This is a genomic window from Tumebacillus lacus (assembly GCF_026410385.1).
Classification (GTDB): Bacteria; Bacillota; Bacilli; order Tumebacillales; family Tumebacillaceae; genus Tumebacillus; species Tumebacillus lacus.
The window spans coordinates 375,861-392,986 of sequence record NZ_JAPMLT010000001.1 but is presented as its reverse complement, the minus strand read 5'-3'; the positions used below and the strand labels follow the sequence as shown (position 1 = coordinate 392,986).

Annotated in this window: 19 protein-coding genes; 5 read left to right on the top strand and 14 right to left on the bottom strand. The window is 57.0% G+C overall.

The features are described from left to right. Window positions 1–20: 20 nt before the first annotated feature. The 7 genes from OS242_RS02070 to OS242_RS02040 all read right to left on the bottom strand — a co-directional run bounded on the left by OS242_RS02070 (window position 21) and on the right by OS242_RS02040 (window position 5,651). A complete protein-coding gene (locus OS242_RS02070) occupies window positions 21–698 on the bottom strand; it encodes a response regulator transcription factor (RefSeq protein ID WP_267149996.1) in 678 nt (225 codons plus the stop codon). Between the two features lie 100 nt (window positions 699–798). Continuing rightward, window positions 799–2,010: an ABC transporter permease subunit gene (locus OS242_RS02065; RefSeq protein ID WP_267149995.1), complete on the bottom strand. Its 1,212-nt coding sequence runs from the start codon at window positions 2,008–2,010 to the stop codon at window positions 799–801. Continuing rightward, on the bottom strand, window positions 2,003–2,923 hold the full coding sequence (locus tag OS242_RS02060; protein ID WP_267149994.1) for an ABC transporter ATP-binding protein: 921 nt from the start codon (window positions 2,921–2,923) through the stop codon (window positions 2,003–2,005). Before OS242_RS02060 ends, OS242_RS02065 begins: the two co-directional genes overlap by 8 nt. Before the next feature lie 152 nt (window positions 2,924–3,075). Continuing rightward, window positions 3,076–3,828 carry an SDR family NAD(P)-dependent oxidoreductase gene (locus OS242_RS02055; protein ID WP_267149993.1) on the bottom strand — a complete coding sequence of 251 codons (753 nt, stop codon included), beginning with the start codon at window positions 3,826–3,828 and terminating at the stop codon, window positions 3,076–3,078. 31 nt (window positions 3,829–3,859) lie between these two features. Next, window positions 3,860–4,276: a MaoC/PaaZ C-terminal domain-containing protein gene (locus tag OS242_RS02050; RefSeq protein WP_267149992.1), complete on the bottom strand. Its 417-nt coding sequence runs from the start codon at window positions 4,274–4,276 to the stop codon at window positions 3,860–3,862. 1 nt (window position 4,277) lies between these two features. After that, on the bottom strand, window positions 4,278–4,721 hold the full coding sequence (locus tag OS242_RS02045) for a MaoC family dehydratase N-terminal domain-containing protein (protein WP_267149991.1): 444 nt from the start codon (window positions 4,719–4,721) through the stop codon (window positions 4,278–4,280). A 117-nt stretch (window positions 4,722–4,838) separates the two neighbouring features. Continuing rightward, window positions 4,839–5,651, bottom strand: coding sequence for a hypothetical protein (locus tag OS242_RS02040; RefSeq protein WP_267149990.1), 813 nt, complete (start codon window positions 5,649–5,651; stop codon window positions 4,839–4,841). Window positions 5,652–5,795: 144 nt separating this feature from the next. Here OS242_RS02040 and OS242_RS02035 point away from each other — a divergent pair, with 144 nt between their 5' ends. The 4 genes from OS242_RS02035 to OS242_RS02020 all read left to right on the top strand — a co-directional run bounded on the left by OS242_RS02035 (window position 5,796) and on the right by OS242_RS02020 (window position 9,400). Further along, on the top strand, window positions 5,796–6,302 hold the full coding sequence (locus OS242_RS02035; protein ID WP_267149989.1) for a DUF456 domain-containing protein: 507 nt from the start codon (window positions 5,796–5,798) through the stop codon (window positions 6,300–6,302). A 72-nt stretch (window positions 6,303–6,374) separates the two neighbouring features. Next, on the top strand, window positions 6,375–6,632 hold the full coding sequence (locus OS242_RS02030; RefSeq protein WP_267149988.1) for a hypothetical protein: 258 nt from the start codon (window positions 6,375–6,377) through the stop codon (window positions 6,630–6,632). Between the two features lie 112 nt (window positions 6,633–6,744). Then, entirely contained in the window at window positions 6,745–8,115 is a 1,371-nt protein-coding gene (murC, locus tag OS242_RS02025; protein ID WP_267149987.1) for a UDP-N-acetylmuramate--L-alanine ligase, read from the top strand. 334 nt (window positions 8,116–8,449) lie between these two features. Next, on the top strand, window positions 8,450–9,400 hold the full coding sequence (locus OS242_RS02020; RefSeq protein WP_267149986.1) for a tyrosine-type recombinase/integrase: 951 nt from the start codon (window positions 8,450–8,452) through the stop codon (window positions 9,398–9,400). A gap of 93 nt (window positions 9,401–9,493) precedes the next feature. Here OS242_RS02020 and OS242_RS02015 read toward each other — a convergent pair whose 3' ends face one another. From OS242_RS02015 to OS242_RS02005, 3 genes are all read right to left on the bottom strand, one after another. After that, window positions 9,494–10,729 carry a LysM peptidoglycan-binding domain-containing protein gene (locus OS242_RS02015; RefSeq protein ID WP_267149985.1) on the bottom strand — a complete coding sequence of 412 codons (1,236 nt, stop codon included), beginning with the start codon at window positions 10,727–10,729 and terminating at the stop codon, window positions 9,494–9,496. A gap of 21 nt (window positions 10,730–10,750) precedes the next feature. After that, window positions 10,751–11,920: a LysM peptidoglycan-binding domain-containing protein gene (locus OS242_RS02010; protein ID WP_267149984.1), complete on the bottom strand. Its 1,170-nt coding sequence runs from the start codon at window positions 11,918–11,920 to the stop codon at window positions 10,751–10,753. A 96-nt stretch (window positions 11,921–12,016) separates the two neighbouring features. Continuing rightward, window positions 12,017–12,307: a LysM peptidoglycan-binding domain-containing protein gene (locus OS242_RS02005; RefSeq protein ID WP_267149983.1), complete on the bottom strand. Its 291-nt coding sequence runs from the start codon at window positions 12,305–12,307 to the stop codon at window positions 12,017–12,019. A gap of 189 nt (window positions 12,308–12,496) precedes the next feature. Here OS242_RS02005 and lexA point away from each other — a divergent pair, with 189 nt between their 5' ends. Further along, window positions 12,497–13,120, top strand: a complete 624-nt coding sequence (gene lexA / locus OS242_RS02000) for a transcriptional repressor LexA (protein WP_267149982.1) — start codon at window positions 12,497–12,499, stop codon at window positions 13,118–13,120. Window positions 13,121–13,222: 102 nt separating this feature from the next. On the opposite strand, the gene glnA is transcribed toward lexA, so the two are convergent. From glnA to OS242_RS01980, 4 genes are all read right to left on the bottom strand, one after another. Further along, window positions 13,223–14,563, bottom strand: coding sequence for a type I glutamate--ammonia ligase (gene glnA, locus OS242_RS01995; RefSeq protein WP_267149981.1), 1,341 nt, complete (start codon window positions 14,561–14,563; stop codon window positions 13,223–13,225). A 56-nt stretch (window positions 14,564–14,619) separates the two neighbouring features. Next, entirely contained in the window at window positions 14,620–15,045 is a 426-nt protein-coding gene (locus tag OS242_RS01990) for a MerR family transcriptional regulator (protein ID WP_267149980.1), read from the bottom strand. A 159-nt stretch (window positions 15,046–15,204) separates the two neighbouring features. Then, the gene (locus OS242_RS01985; RefSeq protein ID WP_267150411.1) at window positions 15,205–16,467 is read right to left on the bottom strand and encodes a methionine gamma-lyase family protein; all 1,263 of its coding nucleotides are present in this window, start codon (window positions 16,465–16,467) and stop codon (window positions 15,205–15,207) included. 146 nt (window positions 16,468–16,613) lie between these two features. Then, window positions 16,614–17,111 carry a VUT family protein gene (locus OS242_RS01980; protein ID WP_267149979.1) on the bottom strand — a complete coding sequence of 166 codons (498 nt, stop codon included), beginning with the start codon at window positions 17,109–17,111 and terminating at the stop codon, window positions 16,614–16,616. Window positions 17,112–17,126: the final 15 nt, after the last annotated feature.

Here is a 17,126-nt window from a genome sequence, read left to right as displayed (position 1 = left end):
GATACGAACGTACAGCGTTTTCAGCTCTCCCGCACCTCCAGTTTATAGCCGAGTCCGCGCACGGTGACGATGGCGATGTCCTCGGCGTTGACCAGCCGTTCGCGCAGGCGTTTGATGTGGACATCGACCGTGCGGCTGTCCCCTTGGTAATCGATGCCCCAGATGCGCTGGATCAGTTGATCGCGCGTCATGATCCGCCCTGGATTGCTGCCCAGCAGCGCCAGCAGCTCAAACTCTTTTAGCGGCAGGACCAGAGATTCGTCGCCGACGCGCACCTCGTAGTTGCGCCTGTTGATCGTCGTTTTGGCGAAGGAGATGATCTCTTCAGAGACCGCTTGATACCGCCGCAGCAGTGCCTTGATGCGAAACAGCAGCTCGCGGGGTTCGAACGGTTTGACCAGATAATCGTCCGTCCCGGCCAAAAAGCCTCGCTCCTTGTCTTCTACTTCCCGCTTGGCTGTCAACAGGATCACAGGCAGGTCATAGACATCGCGGATCTCTTGGCACAGTTCGTAGCCGTCTTTGCCCGGCATCATCACATCGACGACCGCCAGATGGATGCGTTCCCGCTCCAAGATCTCCGCCGCGTGGAGGCCGTCTTCGGCAGCGTGCACGGTATAGCCTTCTTTTTGCAGATAAAACCGCAGCAAAGTGCGGATGTTCGGATCATCGTCTGCGATGAGGATGTGAATGATCATGGCTTCCCTCCGGAACGCATGAGAGTTTGGAACTCTTTTATTGTACCAGAAAGAGGGCCTGGAACTAGGTCCCAAGCCCTCTCTTTTTATCCGATGGTAGTTATCCGAGCAGATCTTGCTTGGTAAAACGCCACTGTCCGATCAGATACAACGCGACGGTCCAGCCGATCAGCCAGAGCGCGCTTTCCCCCAATGTGATGTGGAGTCGGAACATCTGCCCCACCTCGCCGGAGTAGATCGAAGGCAGATTGAAATGGGTGGTCGGCAACCACTTCAGCCATTCGCTCCCCATGGACACCTGTGTCACGATCGTGCCGCAGACGACCACCCCCATCGCGAGGCCGGTCGAGACAGCCGCTGAACGCACCATCGTCGAGCAGAAGAAACCGAGCGTGGTCATCGCCACCGTCGCCGCCACGGTGAGCAGCATGCCGTTCAGAACAAATGTGCCGAGCGGAATGACTTTTGCGTTGGACGCGTCAACAGCGAAGATGGTTTGCATCTGACCGCCCATCATCACTTGCTCCTCGTAGTGTCTGACGCCGATCGTTTTCGGATGCTCGTAGCCATCCGTGCCGAACAGAGCAAACATGGCGCCGGTCAGCGCCCCGAGCAACAGCGCGATCAGGATGATGCTGGCGATCAGGGAGGTGATGTATTTGCCAAACAGGATCTTCGAACGCGAGGCAGGACGCGCCAGCAACAGTTTGATCGTGCCGCCTGTCATCTCGCCCGACACCATGTCGGCCACCAGCAACACCGCCAGCAGCGGGAACAGCACCATCGCGCCGATCATCAAAAAGGTCTCGATCATCTGCCAGGACGATGCCGGGCGGAAGTCTTCCAAATTGGGCGTCATGTCGCGGGCGATGTAGTACTCATAGGTGAGGATCTGTTGCTCCATATCGCCTGATTGCCACTTTTGGTCAGGCGGGAGATTTTTGATGTTTTCTTTGATTTGCTCGATCTGGGTGCGCAACATCTCGGCTGTCATCTTGGTTCCGGACGGTTGGCCCGATTTCACGCGGTCGAGCCGCTCTTGTGTGTTCGTTCGCTCCAGTTTCATGTGTTCTTTGTCAGCGGCCGGTATGTTCTCGTCCGCGATCATCTCATCGAGGTGGCGCAGTTGGTCTTCGAGCATCTGCTGTTGGTACTCCGGAGAGTTGTATCGCTCCATCTGTTTTGCTTCATAATAGGAGCCGACAGAGAACAGGCCGACCACCGCCAAACTCAGCAGCAACACGACGAGAAACCGCCGCCGCCGCAACAATTTGATCCATTCATTCTGTATGATCGCCACGATCTCACGCACGTTGATTCCCTCCGGTCATCTCCAAAAATACGTCTTCCAGCGTCGAGGACTGCTCTTCGATGCGCAGGATCTCAATGTTCGCCTTGATCAGGCTGCCGAGCAGCGCGTTCAGACTGCCGCTCGGGCGATCCACAGAGAGCAGACCCGGTCCTTCTACGACCGGCTGTAGGTCGGATGCGACCGACCAGACTGTATCGTGCGCCAGTTCGGCCCGGTCGACGTGCAGGATCAGGCGATTTTGCTGCGAGCGTTGTTGCAGGTCGTGCACCGTCGCGGTCGTCACCCATTTGCCTTGTTGAATAACGCCGACACGGTCGCACACCAGTTCGATCTCCGCCAGCAAGTGTGAGGAGATCAAGATGCTGGTGCCCTGCGCTGCCAACGAGCGGAGCAGTTCGCGAAACTCGCGAATGCCGCTCGGATCGAGGCCGTTGGTCGGTTCGTCCAAGATCAGCAAGGCGGGATCGTGCAACAGCGCCTGCGCCACACCGAGCCGCTGACGCATGCCGAGCGAGTAGCGGCGCACTTTGTCACCGATCCGCTCCTCCAGACCGACGAGGCGCACCACGTCGCGGATGCGGGCTTCGGTGATGTTGCCGCTCAGTCGGGCAAACTGTTGCAGATTTTCTAATCCGCTGAGATACGGATACAGTTCCGGGTTTTCGACGATGGTGCCCACTCGCTTCATCGCGGCGGACCGATCCTTTTGCACGTCGTGGCCGTCGATGGCGATCCGACCGGATGACGGACGGGCCAGACCGACCAGCATGCGGATCGTCGTTGTTTTGCCGGCGCCGTTTGGCCCCAGCAGGCCGAACACTTCACCGCGTCCGATCTCAAATGATATGTTGTCGACCAGCGTGCGCGATTTGATCGCTTTGGTCAGACCTTCCACTTGCAATACAGGTTGCATTCACACATTCCTCCAATTTCTGTCTCCCCTGTGCCTACTTCATTAGACGCATTCTACGGCAAAAAATTGAAGGAAAAGGTAGAAAAGTTCTTAAGAAAATATGAAGAAACCCCTTCCTGTTCAGAAAGGGGTAAAATTTTGTGTGGGAACGGCTAAATGCCGCCGCGCACGTACAACGTTTGACCGGTGATGAAGCTCGACTCGTCCGAGACGAGGAACAGGACCGCGTTGGCGATGTCGATCGGCTGACCGACGCGGCCGAGCAGAGATTGCTGCGCACCATACGCTTTGAATTGTTCGAAGTCGACGCCCATTCGCTCCGCCGTGGCGCGAGTCATATCGGTCTCGATAAAGCCCGGTGCCACCGCGTTGACGTTGATGTTGAATTTGCCCAATTCGATCGCCAGCGTCTTGGTGAAGCCTTGCAGACCGGCTTTGGCGGTGGCGTAGTTGAGCTGACCGCGGTTGCCGAGGGCAGAGGTCGAGGAGAAATTGACGATCTTGCCGTAGCGGGCTGCGACCATGTGTTGCTGCGCGGCTTGCGAGCAGTAAAAAGCGCCTTTGAGGTGGACATTCATCACGGTGTCCCAGTCGTCTTCGCTGAGCTTATGGATGAGGTTGTCCCGCGTGACCCCCGCGTTGTTGACGAGGATGTCGAGGCGGCCAAATTCATCGATGGCGCGTTGAATCAGGCCGGTCACCGCCGCTTTGTCGGTGATATCGCACGGGTGCGCCACCGCAGTGCCGCCGGAGTTGTTGATCAGAGCGGCTGTCTGCTCGGCATGTTCGGCGTTGATGTCGTTGACGACCACCTTCGCCCCTTCTTCTGCCAGTCGGATGGCGGTCGCAGCGCCGATGCCCCGGCCGGAGCCGGTGATGAGGGCGACTTTATCTTTTACACGCATGTAAAATTCCCCTTTCAGATGGAACAGGTTTTTATTCGAGAACAGCGACGGTGGCGGTCCCTTTCATCGCGACCTCGCCCTGTTGGGTGATCGCTTGCACCTTGCAGACGAGACGCAGCGTCCCGTCCGTTTCCAAGCGTTCGGTGACTCGCCCGCTGCAGGTGATCACGTCACCAGGGCGCACCATGCCGGTAAACCGCACCTTGAACCCTTCCATCTGCCCGTCCAGCCCGATCCACTCGGTCAGGAGTTGACCGACAAACGCCATCGTCAGCATGCCGTGGGCGATCACACCGCCGAGACCGACCTCCTGCGCGTATTCTTCAACTGTGTGGATCGGATTGAAGTCGCCGGATGCGCCGGAGTACATGACGAGCTGTGTTTTCGTCACCGTCGGTTTGGTCAGTTCCGGCAGAGCATCGCCCGGTTGAAAGTCACGAAGCGCCATGTTACGCCTCCTCCTTTCGCTGCGGGATGATGATCTTGAGCGTCGATGTATAGCAGTGTTCGCCGTGCTGGTTGTAGCCTTCCTGCTCTACGACGACGAACGTCATGCCGCCACTTTTCCCATTGCGTCCATAGACGTCCTTGACAGTCAGCGAACAGGTGAGGACATCGCCGGCATGGATCGGCCGACTGTAGCGAAACTCCTGCTCACCGTGGATCAAGCCGTCCGCCTTGATATTCAGCCCTTCGATCACGCCGCAGTTCAAGGTGATGCAAAACGTCGGCGGTGCGATGATTCGCCCGTAACGTGTGGTCGCCGCATAGTCCGGGTCGCGATACAGCGGGTTCGGATCGCCGATCGCCTCGGCAAATCGGCGGATCGCGCCTTTTTCGATCTCGTTTTGTACGGGCTTGGACGACTTCCCGATCAGGTCAGGGGAGATCATCAACTCGCATGCCTCCTTTGGTGTACAGGGTGTTCAGATCCCAATTGTTTCTATTATACGAAATGAAAGTGATTTCAGAAATGTTTTTTTATACTGATCAGGCCAAAAAGGCCCGGTTCAAGAACCGCGGACCTCATTGCCGTATTCTTTATGACCTTGATACTCCAGCCAACGGTGGATGATCGAGCGCAACCGCCGCTGTCGTTGCAAAAGCAGACGCTTGATAAACTGGCGCTCCCGTTCGCGCAACGCCCCGCGCGGTACTTTGTTCAAGGCGTTGTTGATGTCCGATTCTTGGAGCCGTTCGATCTGATCGATCATCGGCTCCAGCAGGTCGAGCCGCGATTGCAAGTGCAGCAGTCCTTGCGGCACGCGGTAAAACAGCCACAATTGCTCCCAGACCGCCGAATTCCATGAGCCGCGCTTCCACTTGCGGGGCGATCCGTACAGGGCGCGGGAATGATCGGTCAGGTACCAGTCGTATTTTTCATTCGGATCGTTCCGATAGAGGATCAAGTTGTGGCCGGCCGCCCGCTCCGGGTTGGCGATCCAGGCATCGAACACGATCAGCGAGGCAAGTTGCTCGACATCGTGCAGAGATTCCTCCGGCCGCTCTTGCACTCGTTGCGGTGCTTCCGACCAAGGGATGATCTCGACAGCGCGGGCTTCGACGGTGACGATACCGCTCTGTGCCTCTCCTTCAGGTCCGAGCACCGTTGCTTGTTCCAGAGCGGCGACAGGATAGCCGAGCCGCTCGGCCAGGGCGGCTGCCACATATTCGTTGGCGACGATCGGGCCGCTCTCATACCAGTGGCGGGTGGTGGCAAATTTAAAATCGCCGCGTACGCCCTGTTGATCGGCGACGACCCAGATCTGACCTTGGCGCTTGGCTTTGCGGACGGCGACCCATTTCCAACGTCGTCTCCACATGCGGTCATCTCCCCTTTCTCGGTGATTCTCTCAGCGGAAAGGCTTGCTTTTTGTTATCCTATGGTAAAAGGGTGCAGATCGGGAACCTTTTGCCCGTCCAAACGTACTAGAGGTGTATCGAGTCTAAAAGGAGTGACAAAAACGATGACCATGCAGATCATCGCCATCGTGATCAGTTCGCTGCTGATCTTGCTGGCGATTGGGTTTACGGTCGTGCCGATCATCCCCGGCACGCTGTTCCTGTACCCGGCGGTGCTGGTGTATGGCTTTATGGTGGATTTCTCCCCGTTTACGATGTGGTTCTGGGTCGGTCAGATCGCGCTGACTCTGATCAACTTTGTCTCCGATAACATCGCCCAACTGCTCGGGATCAAAAAGATGGGCGGCTCCAAACACGGAATGATCGGCGGCACGATCGGCATGTTCGTTCTGCCGTTGTTGATCTCGCCGCTCGGCTTGCTGGCCCTGTTCCTCGGCCCGTTGGTCGGTGCCGTGATCGGGGCGATGCTCGGCGAGATGATCGCCCGTCGCCAGTCAAATGAGATCGTGAAAGTGGGCTGGGGTTCTGCCCTCAGTTTCCTCGCTGGCACGTTCTTTAAATTTGTGCTGGTGATGATCCAAGTGACATGGTTCTACATGGCGATATTCTAAAAGAAAATGGATTTTTTCCGGTTGGCCCTCTGCATTCTTGGGAATAGTACCAAGAAAAGGAGGGCGTTTTTCATGAACGAATATTCTTTCGCCGACATGTTCCAACACCGGCATTGGTCGGAAGAATTGCATGAGACCCCTTGGTGGCAGGCGCTGATGGCCGATCCGCGCTTTCATGCCGCCTACGAGCGGAACCATCACATGCGGCTGAAATTGAGCAAGACCAGTTACCTCAAGAAACTGATGCGATCCGAATCGGAACGCCAGTCGTTCATCGCGGGTGTCCTGCAACCGGAACCGGAACATCTGTCCAACTGGGAGTTGGACTGACCTGACCGGAGCAACAGGCACAACGACGGTACGGCATGCGTACTATGTAACACCACTCCCCCATCTCATCAATCGCAGGAGCTCGCTCCTTTAGAAGAAAGGGTGCAAAGCGATGAAAAAGATTCATTTTGTCGGTATCAAAGGGACGGGAATGAGCGCCTTGGCGCAATTGTACGCTCGGATGGGTTACGAGGTGTCCGGCTCGGATAGCCAGGAGATTTTCTTCACGGATGAATTGCTCTCGAAAGCGGGCATCACATATATCGGCACACCGAACGCAGCGCAGGTAGAGCAGGTCGATTTGGTCTGCCATTCGCCGGCCTACAACCACGAACACCCGGAGATTAAACGGGCGCTGGAACTCGGAATCCCGGTGTACACCTATCCGCAATTGCTTGGCAAACTGACCACGGAGCGCCCGTCGATCTTGATCACCGGCACGCACGGCAAAACGACGACGACCTCGATGGTCGGATCGCTCCTCGCCCATGTGGGGCAAGACCCGATGGTCGTGATCGGCAGCAAAAACTACAACATCGGCAGCAATGCCCGGTACGGCGACGGCGCATTGGTCGCGGAGGCTTGCGAGTACAAGCGCAATTTCCTTCACTACCAGCCGCACATTCTCGTTGTCAACAACATTGATTTCGATCATCCGGATTATTTTCACGACCTCAACGACGTCTTTCTGGCCTTCCAACAGTTGACCGATAAACTGTCGCCGGAGGGTGTGCTGGTCGCATGCGGCGACGATCCGCTGTGCCGGAGGTTGCAAACGTCGGCCAACACGATCTATTTCGGCTTGAAGTCGGGCAACGACATCTATGCGACCAATATCGTCGAGTCGCGCGGCGTGCTGCGCTTCGATGTGTGGGAAGGCAGCCAACCGCTGGGCAGCGTCCAGTTCCGCTCGCTCGGGGAGCACAACGTGCTGAACGCGCTGGCGACGATCTCTGTCTCCCGTGCGATGGGTCTCTCCTTCCAAGATGTGCAAGCGTCGCTGACTCAATTCCAAGGGGTGTACCGCCGCTTTGATTACATGGGTCGCCTCGGTAAACTGGAGTTATATGATGATTACGCGCATCATCCCAGCGCGATCACCACGACGCTGCGGGCGGTGAAAGCCTCTTTTCCGAATGATCCGTTGATCACCGTGTTTCAACCTCACACGTATTCGAGGACGAAGAAGTTTCTGGAGGAATTTGCCGAGTCGTTGACGCTTTCCGACGAAGTGTTGCTCGTCAAACTGTTCTCCTCGGCCCGCGAGACAGATCCCGGTGACAACCTCTCCGAACAACTGGCCACCGCGATTCGCAATCGGGGCAAGACGGTCACGTTCGTTGAAAACCTGGAGGAAGGCTCGCGCTATATCCAACAAATCGCCAAAGGTCGCGACGGCATCGTCCTGACGATGGGGGCCGGCAATGTGCGCGGCATCGGGGAAGACTCGCTGTCTCTGCTCTTGGAATCGCAATCGGAATAGAAAATGGCAGGTAAAGGCCGTCCAAGCGGGCGGCTTTTTTTCGTTTTTGGAGCGAATGGACGACAAGGGCCCTGTATGCCCGTTTGAGGGATTTAGTCCTGTTCTGGTGTTATGGTATTGAGGGGTAGTAGAAAACGCGAATACAAGGCAAATAGAGGGGGTGTTTTTTGAGGAGATCGGAAAATGAGTTTACATAAAAAGACAATGTAGATCATACACACCCACTTTTGGAGCGAAAAATAGAAAATAAAACAATCTAGCAAATACTATGGCGATAATAACCCCTTATCGCTATAATCTAAGTATAAAGACTTGACGAAAGGAATGATCGTTAGTGTCTGATCGGTTCCCTGTATTGAGCCAAACGTACGTTCCTACTGTTGCTCAGGAGATGGGCGTGCTGCATGATGAACACCTCATCACCCTCTTCCTCAATCGTCCCCGTCCGAAGGTCTGGTCGAAAATGACCCGCAAGGCCTACCATCGCGACTTGGAAGCTTTTTTGAAATTTATCGACGGCACTCCCCTCGCCCAAGTTACATATGTAAAGTTGGTGGAGTATTGCTATTCCATTCAACACTATGCACCGGCCACCCAGCAGCGGATGATCAACGTGATGCGCTCCCTGTTCTTGTTTGCCCACCGGCTCGGTTATCTGCAAAAGAACCCGGCGATCCTCATCGCCGCTCCCAGCGTTCCTGTTCGGGCAACGCATAAACGTTCGCTGTCCATTGCCGAAGCACAACGGATCTTGGAAACAGCTCGCGGGAAGGATCGCTACTACCTGATCGTCGTGCTCCTGATGACCACCGGCGTTCGCGTAGAAGAACTGTGTTCAGCAAAATGGTGCGATCTCTATGAAGACATGCGCGGCAACATCGGCTGGATGGTGCGGGGGAAAGGCGATAAGGACCGTCCGGTGCTGATTCGTCCGGACGTCTGGACCCTGTTGCAGGACTTCCGACGCAAGACCGGCAAAAATCCGGAGCTCGATCCCAGCGATCGTACGCCCCTGGTCTTTACCACGCGCTACACCCGCTATCAACAAAACGCAGTGCGAGATATGATGTACCGCCTTTCCGATGCGGCCGGCCTCTCCCGCCGAATCTCCCCGCACATCTTGCGCCACACCTGCGCCACGTTTGCTTTGGAAGCGGAGGCCCCGCTGCTGCAAGTGCAACGGCAGATGGGCCACTCCAGCCTGCGAACCACCGAACGCTATCTCCATGACATTCGCGAACTGAGCGAGAGTGCAGGCAGTTACATCAATCAAGTTCAAATTTAGGATAGCAACTCGGGGTTGTCTGTAATAATGTTATGTTGCTTGTCCACTCCGAGTCCGATGAAAAAGCCATGCCGATCTATTGGCACGGCTTTTTTACTTGTCATAATATTTGTTACGGAAACCAGCGTCCCACTTTTTCACCGCTCCCCACCGCCCGCGTAACAACGGCCACATGTTGGGGTCCTCGATCCCGAGCCTCCAGAGCGAGAGACCGGCGAGTTCGTGGCGGTTGATCAATGTAATCTTTTGTGAAAGGGACGATGTGTTTTCAAACCAAACCTGATGCGGGGTGCCGCTGGAATCCCGGTACGTGTAGGTTGGAGTCTGACTGTCCGCATCTAACACTACATGGACCCGATACTGTCTGGCACGATTCATCGCCCCGTCGAACGACAGGTACTCCGGCACCTGACTTGACTCTTTCCAATCATAGGCATACCCGGCGAGCCCGAGCAGCGTCTTTCCCGGCTCCAAACCCTGTGCCAAAACGGATCGGATCCCCGATTCAGCCCAATCCAGCGAGGAGATCGGGCCAGGCAGCGTATACATCCGATGCTCCGTGTTCAACATCAGGGAAACCAGATCGGCCGACCTGCTCAGTCGTTGAAGCTCCGAGACCGGACAGCGCGGCTGGCCGTCATCGCCTGCCAGCAGAGGAATTTGAACGACCAGCCGCAGACTGGCCTGTCGACACGCCTCAGCCAGTGTCTCCACCCATTGGACAAATAAAGCGTTGTCCTCCGGATGCAGATCGGTCCAATCCAAACAGATCCCGTCCGCCCCGATGCGACTGTACGTTCGTATCAACGTCTCCGCCAACTGATGCTGATGACTTCGCATCGCCTGCCGGACCACTTCCCGGCCGCCGATGCCGCCGTTATAGTAGAGATTGCTCAGAGCGGGCAACACGTTGACGCGCCGCTCGCGAGCCGTTTGTACAGTACGCAGGATCTGCTCTTCCGCCACAAATGACTGCAACCGCCACGGCTCGGAGGGCGCCACTTGAAACCATAGCGGAAAGATCCCGCTCAGCCCCTCCTCTCCTTCACGTACGAGCGCTTTGTCGCTGCCGGGGTAGATACCCTCCTGTCCGGTGCAAAAAGCAAACGCATAGCGTGGAGTGCGAGGTCGAGCGAGCAGATGCTGTTTGTACCCCGGTTCCGGCCGCGGTTTGGGCACCTGCAGCAGTTGGCCCGCGGTGATCGCTGCCTCCTTCGTCAGCCCGTTGAGACGGGCGACGGTCAGTACCGATGTCCTGTAGCGGCGGGCAATCGATTCCAAGGTGTCGCCGTTTTGCACGATCACATAGGTGACCACTGTCTGAGCCACGACGCTCACCTCCACACGCGTTTATTCGATCGGGGAGAGCTTGGCGCGGATCGCGCTCCAGGCGGTAGGATCTTCAAGCCCAAGACGCCAGATGATCACCCCGCCCAGATTGTAGCGGCGCACAAGGTCCAGTTTCATCGATATCGAACGTGCGTTCTCAAACCATACTTCGTGGTTGCCCCCGCTCTTGTCGGTGTAGACCATGTACGGCACTTTGTACGTCGGATGAAACTTCACGACGCCGCCGTGTTCGGCCCGGAGTTTTTCGACCGCCTCATGGGACAGGGCACGGGCACCCGCTTTGCCGATCGTCCAGTCGTAGCCGTAAAACGGAATGCCGAGCAAGATCTTTCGCGGCGGCACGCCGTCTTCCAACGCCATCGCCAGCGTGTCGCGCACCCACGGCAGAGCTGCGACCGGTCCGGGAGCAGCCTCCGTCGGTTTATATTGATCGTACGTCATGATCCCGAGATAGTCGGCCGACTGAGCCAATCCCGGATAATCGAAGTCGACCGAATACGGTACCTTCCTCGCATCGCCAAGAACGTCGACAGTGACGAGCTTTCCTTGACTGTGCGCGCGCTCAGACAATTCACGGACAAATTCGGTGTAGAGCGCACGGTCTTCATCGCGCAGCTGCTCGAAGTCGAGGTTGACCCCGTCAAACTGGTATTCGTTGATCAAAGAAAACAGATTTCGATAAAACGTGTTGCGATGCGACCGCATCACAGCGCTGAGCGTGTCGGCCGCCGTGGTGCCTGCCGCCTGATCGGTGTTGTGGATCGACGCAAGGATCTTCACCCCGCGGCGTCGAGCGCTCTCTACCAGTTCAAGGATGATCGTCGGCGAGACGCGCGGCTTGATCTGACCCAACGCCTTGCGGTCGAGATCAAACCAGTATGGCGCGACACTCGACAACAACCGTGCATGCCTCTCAAAGGAAGCGGCACTCCCCGGCATCGCCGCCCCCATGGGACCTGTGTAAAACCCCAGCACATGGCGAGTCGGCACTCGCGGCTCGCGAAACTGCGGCGCTTCCTCCCCCACCTTGATGACATCACCTGACTCTACCTGCCGGAGCCCGCCGTTGAGCCGGGCCAGTTCCTCAATGGAAGTTCGATAACGCTCCGACAGTTCGGCCAAAGTCTCACCTTGTTGTACGACGACATAGGTGAGCCGAGATCCTTCCATCCTGCCAGCCTCCATTCCGCATTCTCGACAGAAAAGGTGCACCGATGCATTCCGTCACCGCTATCGTATGCAGGCGGCTGTCAGGGTGACAACGACTCACCAAGTCTCCGGCAAGATCAGCGTTTGCCCCGGATGCAGGTAGCCGTCGTCCAGTGCATTGATCTTCCTCAGCGTGTAGACCATCTCCCGCACGTCGCGCTTCCCCGCCTGCTCCTGATGGCGTTCCGCAATCCCCCAGAGCGTGTCCCCATATGAGACGACATACTCCTGCCCGGATACGCCTTCCGCTTTTTCCGCCCCTGCCTCCACTCCAAGCAAGAGCAGCAATCCCCCATAAAGCAAGATGCCGATGCCGAGTCCCGCTTTTTTCACCGTAAACTTGTCCATATTTGCAGTCCCCCCCACATTTAGAACACATGTTCGCGTTTGGTGTTTTTATCATATGGCGAATGTATGTTCCTGTCAAGAGAAATAGGAACTCATGTTTGTATTCTATTACCATCCGTGGTATAATTTCATCAAATCAAATTGCGAACATATTTTCGATCATCGGAATCTCGTGAGGGAGTGTTATAGATGTTGAAATTATCCAAGCGACAACAGGAGATCCTCGACTACATCAAGCGTGAAGTCCGGGACAAAGGATATCCGCCGTCCGTCCGTGAGATCGGCGAAGCAGTCGGCCTCGCCTCCAGCTCCACCGTGCACGGACATCTTGCCCGCCTTGAGCAAAAGGGTCTGATCCGCCGCGACCCGACCAAGCCGCGCGCCATTGAGGTGCTTGACGACCTGGACGCGCCGCAGTCCCGTTTTGAATACTCGACCATCATGGCGCCGATCGTCGGCCGTGTCACCGCAGGCATTCCGATCACCGCCGTCGAAAACATCGACGACTACTTCCCGCTGCCGTCCCGCTTTGTCGGCGACTCCCACGTCTTCCTGCTGGAAGTCGTCGGCGAGTCGATGATCGATGCCGGCATCCTCGACGGCGACCTCGTGATCGTCCGTCAACAAAACACCGCGCACAACGGCGAGATCGTCGTCGCGATGACCGAAGACGATGAAGCGACCGTCAAGCGATTCTTCCGCGAGGCGGACCACATTCGCCTCCAGCCGGAAAACCCGACGATGGACGCGATGCGCTACAACAATGTCACCATCCTCGGCAAAGTCATCGGCGTCTTCCGCAACGTCGACTGATCGATTCTGTCTCCCCTGCCCGTCTCCGACGGGCTTTTTCTATCTAACAGAAATGAAACAAGACCCCGTCGCAAGGACGGGGTCTTGTTTCATTTCTGATTCTTAGTAGGTGGTCAGGTACTGGTTGCGTTCCCACTCGGTGACGGTGGTGCGGAACATATCCCACTCGATTTGCTTCGCTTCAACGAAGTGGGTGACAGCGTGCTCACCGAGGGTCTTCAGGAGCAGTTCGTCAGCCAGCAGTTCGTCGATCGCTTCCTTGAGGGAAGACGGCAGCGACAGGATGCCGTTTTCGAGACGCTCTGCTTCGTCCATCACGTAGATGTTGCGGTTGACCGGTGCTGCCAGCGGCAGTTCGCGGCGGACGCCGTCGAGGCCGGATTGCAGCATCGCAGCCAGTGCCAGGTACGGGTTGCAAGCCGGGTCCGGGTTGCGAACTTCGACACGGGTGGACAGACCGCGGGATGCCGGGATGCGGACGAGCGGCGAACGGTTTTTCGCCGACCAAGCGATGTAGCACGGCGCTTCATAGCCCGGTACCAGACGCTTGTAGGAGTTGACGGTCGGGTTGGTGATCGCAGCGAAGCCGCGTGCGTGTGCCAAAATGCCCGCCAGGTAGTGTCTTGCCGTCTTGGACAGGCCGAGTTCATCAGACTCGTCAACAAAGACGTTCTCGTTGCCTTTGAACAGCGACATGTTGCAGTGCATGCCCGAGCCGTTGATGCCATAGACCGGCTTCGGCATGAAGGTCGCGTGCAGGCCGTGTTTGCGAGCGATCGTTCTAGCAACCAGCTTGAAGGTCATGATGTTGTCTGCTGCGGTGACAGCGTCGGAGTATTTGAAGTCGATCTCGTGCTGACCGACTGCCACTTCGTGGTGAGAAGCTTCGACTTCAAAGCCCATCTCTTCCAGGGTCAGAACGATCTCACGGCGGCAGTTCTCGCCGAGGTCGACCGGTGCCAAGTCGAAGTAACCGCCTTGGTCGTTGACTTCCGTGGTGACGTTGCCCTTGTCATCCAGTTTGAACAGGAAGAACTCCGGCTCCGGGCCGACGTTGAACTGGGTGAAGCCAAGGGATCGAGCGTCTTCCATCGCTTTTTTCAGGATGCCGCGCGGGTCGCCCGCGAACGGGGTGCCGTCCGGCATGTAGATGTCACAGATCAGACGCGCCACTTTGCGGCCTTCTTCGATCTCCCACGGGAAGATCAGCCAGGTGGACAGGTCCGGGTAGAGGTACATGTCAGATTCTTCAATGCGGACGAAACCATCGATGGAGGAGCCGTCGAACATCATTTTGTTATCCAGTGCTTTGTCGAGCTGAGAGACCGGGATCTCGACGTTCTTGATGATCCCGAGCAGGTCGGTGAATTGCAGTCGGATGTAACGGACGTTCTCTTCTTTTGCCAGACGACGGATGTCGTCAGCCGTGTAGTTGCGGTTCATTGGTTTTTCTCCTCCTTGGCCCCGTCACGAAGATCTCGGACTCAGGCTTTATATATTTAGTGGAAGAAGCGCGACAGATCACCGGCGTTGAAGGTGTTAACACCCGGCATGCTCGGTCTGCGCACCATTTCCCTTTTCCACATCTCGCGCACTTCCCGATCGGACAGGTCCTTTTCGAGCTTTTGAGCAGCCTTTTTCGCCTGCTCTTTCTCGCTCTCCGGCAACAGATCGGACGTGGTCTTGGCAGCACCGACGACCGCTTTGATGCCGGCGATGTTCAGGCCCTGATCGATCAGTTGCTTGATCTCCAGCAGTCTCTCCACATCATTGAAAGAGAACAGCCGTTGATTCCCATCCGTTCGCGCTGGGCGGATCAAGTCGTGCGTTTCGTAATACCGGATCTGCCGGGCGCTCAACTCGGTGAGTTTCTGAACGATCCCGATGGGGAACAGGGCGAGATTACGTCTGATCTCATCGTTCATGTTCATCATCGCCTTTCCTTGGTACACCCTCATTATATGCGCGTCACTATTAGTTGTCAACGCGTGTAAGGAAAGTTGACACGATAATTTTCAGATGAAAAAAGACCATGCTTGGCGATGATGTCACCCCTAGCATGGTCTTTTTCCCTGTTTACTATGTCAGTCGAGCAGCCCGCGTGCCTTCAGAGAAGCGACAGCAGACAGCACCGCCACTTTACCGTGCGCATAGGTCAGCCCGCCCTGCAAAAATCCGACGAACGGTTCGCGGATCGGACCGTCGGCCGACAGCTCGATGGACGAGCCTTGAATGAACGCTCCGGCCGCCATGATCACTTCGTCCGCGTAGCCCGGCATCGCCCACGGCTCCGGCTTGACATGCGAGTCGACCGGCGCGGCCGCTTGAATCGACTGGCAGAACGAGATCAGCCGCTCGCGGGAGCCGAGCCGCACCGCTTGGATGATATCGGTGCGGCGCGCCTGCGAGGACGGGTGCGTCTCCAGACCGATCTCTTCAAACAGCCCGGCTGCGAACACTGCCGATTTCAACGCTTCCCCTACCACATGCGGCGCGAGGAAGAAGCCTTGGAACAGCGTACGGTTCGTGCCGAGCATTGCGCCTTGCTCTGCCCCGATGCCAGGCGCGGTCAGACGGCACGCGGCGCGATGTACGAGATCGGCGCGACCGACGACATAGCCTCCGCTGTGCGCGAGGCCACCGCCCGGATTTTTGATCAGCGAACCGACGGCGAGATCGACGCCGACCTGCGTCGGCTCCAGGTCTTCCGTAAATTCGCCGTAGCAGTTGTCAACATACACGACAACGTCCGGCTTGATCTCCTTGACGAAGCGCACCATCGCGCCGATCTCCTCGACGGTGAACGACGGACGCCACGCATAGCCGGCCGACCGCTGGATGCCGATCATCTTGGTGTTCGGCTTGATCTTTTTCGCCACCTCGGCAAAATCGACTTTGCCCTCCAGCAGCGGCACCGAGTCAAAACTTACACCAAACTCCGCCAGCGAGCCTTCTCCCGCCTCGCCGCGCACGCCGATCACTTCTTCCAGCGTGTCGTAAGGCTTGCCGGTGATGTAGAGCAGTTCGTCTCCAGGGCGCAGCACGCCGTACAACGCCAAGGAGATCGCATGCGTGCCGGAGACGATGTGCGGCCGCACCAGCGCCGCTTCCGCTCCGAACACTTTCGCATAGACGCGCTCCAGCGTCTCGCGCCCCGCATCGTTGTGACCATAGCCGGTCGACGAGGCAAAATGGAAGTCGGCCACCTGCTCGTCCTGGAACGCTTCCAACACCTTGGCTTGGTTGTACAGGACCGTCTCGTCGATCTGACGCAGACGATCTGAAATCTTCGCTTCAATCTTGGCAGCCGTCGCTTGCCAAGCAGGGTCTTTGATCAATTGCAACAAGGACAAAGCACGTTCTCTCCTATCTATTGGAACCTCTTTTGTCATCATACCACAGATTTCGAACAGGGCGTGTACCCTTTGCGGAGAGGATACGTCTTGATGAGTCTTGTCTTTATAGAAAAAGAAGCGCCTGCAGGGTCTCCCCCTCAGGCGCTTCTTTTTTTGCCCCACCACAGTCGGTCGAGCAGCAGCGACCACACATAGCCGCCGAACAGCTTGGCCAAAAATTGACCGATCACGATCTCCGGCAAAAACGAGCCGAACGCGATGGTGGGAAACACCACCGAATCGACCGCGCTCGACACGGCGTTCGAACCGTTGACCTTGGCGAACTTCGGAAAGCGGCGCATCAGTTGATACACCACCGTGTCGGCCGCTCCGGACAGTGCAAACGCCGCAAACGACGCCATCGCCACGCTGGCCGCGTCCCGGTTGAGCAGGTACGAAAGGATCGAGCCTGCCCCGATCAGCAACGCCATGTTGATCCACAGACGCCGGCCTTGCCAGCGTTCGTGCAACACATCCCGCATCGTGATGTCCAGCCCGATGAACAAAAAGGCGTTGATGATCGTGGACTGCGGACCGAAATAGGCCACAGACAGATTGGCCGCCACAATTGCCGCCAGATACAACACCCACAACATGCTCCCGTTCCCTCC

What these genes read in the sequence shown, in the direction of transcription:
- OS242_RS02010 (WP_267149984.1), bottom strand. Translation starts at nt 11,920, where the DNA reads ATGGAAGGATCTCGGCTCACCTATGTCGTCGTACAACAAGGTGAGACT.
- glnA (WP_267149981.1), bottom strand. Translation starts at nt 14,563, where the DNA reads ATGAACCGCAACTACACGGCTGACGACATCCGTCGTCTGGCAAAAGAA.
- OS242_RS02060 (WP_267149994.1), bottom strand. Translation starts at nt 2,923, where the DNA reads ATGCAACCTGTATTGCAAGTGGAAGGTCTGACCAAAGCGATCAAATCG.
- OS242_RS02050 (WP_267149992.1), bottom strand. Translation starts at nt 4,276, where the DNA reads ATGGCGCTTCGTGACTTTCAACCGGGCGATGCTCTGCCGGAACTGACC.
- OS242_RS02045 (WP_267149991.1), bottom strand. Translation starts at nt 4,721, where the DNA reads ATGATCTCCCCTGACCTGATCGGGAAGTCGTCCAAGCCCGTACAAAAC.
- OS242_RS02035 (WP_267149989.1), top strand. Translation starts at nt 5,796, where the DNA reads ATGACCATGCAGATCATCGCCATCGTGATCAGTTCGCTGCTGATCTTG.
- OS242_RS01990 (WP_267149980.1), bottom strand. Translation starts at nt 15,045, where the DNA reads ATGAACGATGAGATCAGACGTAATCTCGCCCTGTTCCCCATCGGGATC.
- OS242_RS02040 (WP_267149990.1), bottom strand. Translation starts at nt 5,651, where the DNA reads ATGTGGAGACGACGTTGGAAATGGGTCGCCGTCCGCAAAGCCAAGCGC.
- OS242_RS02005 (WP_267149983.1), bottom strand. Translation starts at nt 12,307, where the DNA reads ATGGACAAGTTTACGGTGAAAAAAGCGGGACTCGGCATCGGCATCTTG.
- OS242_RS02030 (WP_267149988.1), top strand. Translation starts at nt 6,375, where the DNA reads ATGAACGAATATTCTTTCGCCGACATGTTCCAACACCGGCATTGGTCG.
- murC (WP_267149987.1), top strand. Translation starts at nt 6,745, where the DNA reads ATGAAAAAGATTCATTTTGTCGGTATCAAAGGGACGGGAATGAGCGCC.
- lexA (WP_267149982.1), top strand. Translation starts at nt 12,497, where the DNA reads ATGTTGAAATTATCCAAGCGACAACAGGAGATCCTCGACTACATCAAG.
- OS242_RS01980 (WP_267149979.1), bottom strand. Translation starts at nt 17,111, where the DNA reads ATGTTGTGGGTGTTGTATCTGGCGGCAATTGTGGCGGCCAATCTGTCT.
- OS242_RS02070 (WP_267149996.1), bottom strand. Translation starts at nt 698, where the DNA reads ATGATCATTCACATCCTCATCGCAGACGATGATCCGAACATCCGCACT.
- OS242_RS02055 (WP_267149993.1), bottom strand. Translation starts at nt 3,828, where the DNA reads ATGCGTGTAAAAGATAAAGTCGCCCTCATCACCGGCTCCGGCCGGGGC.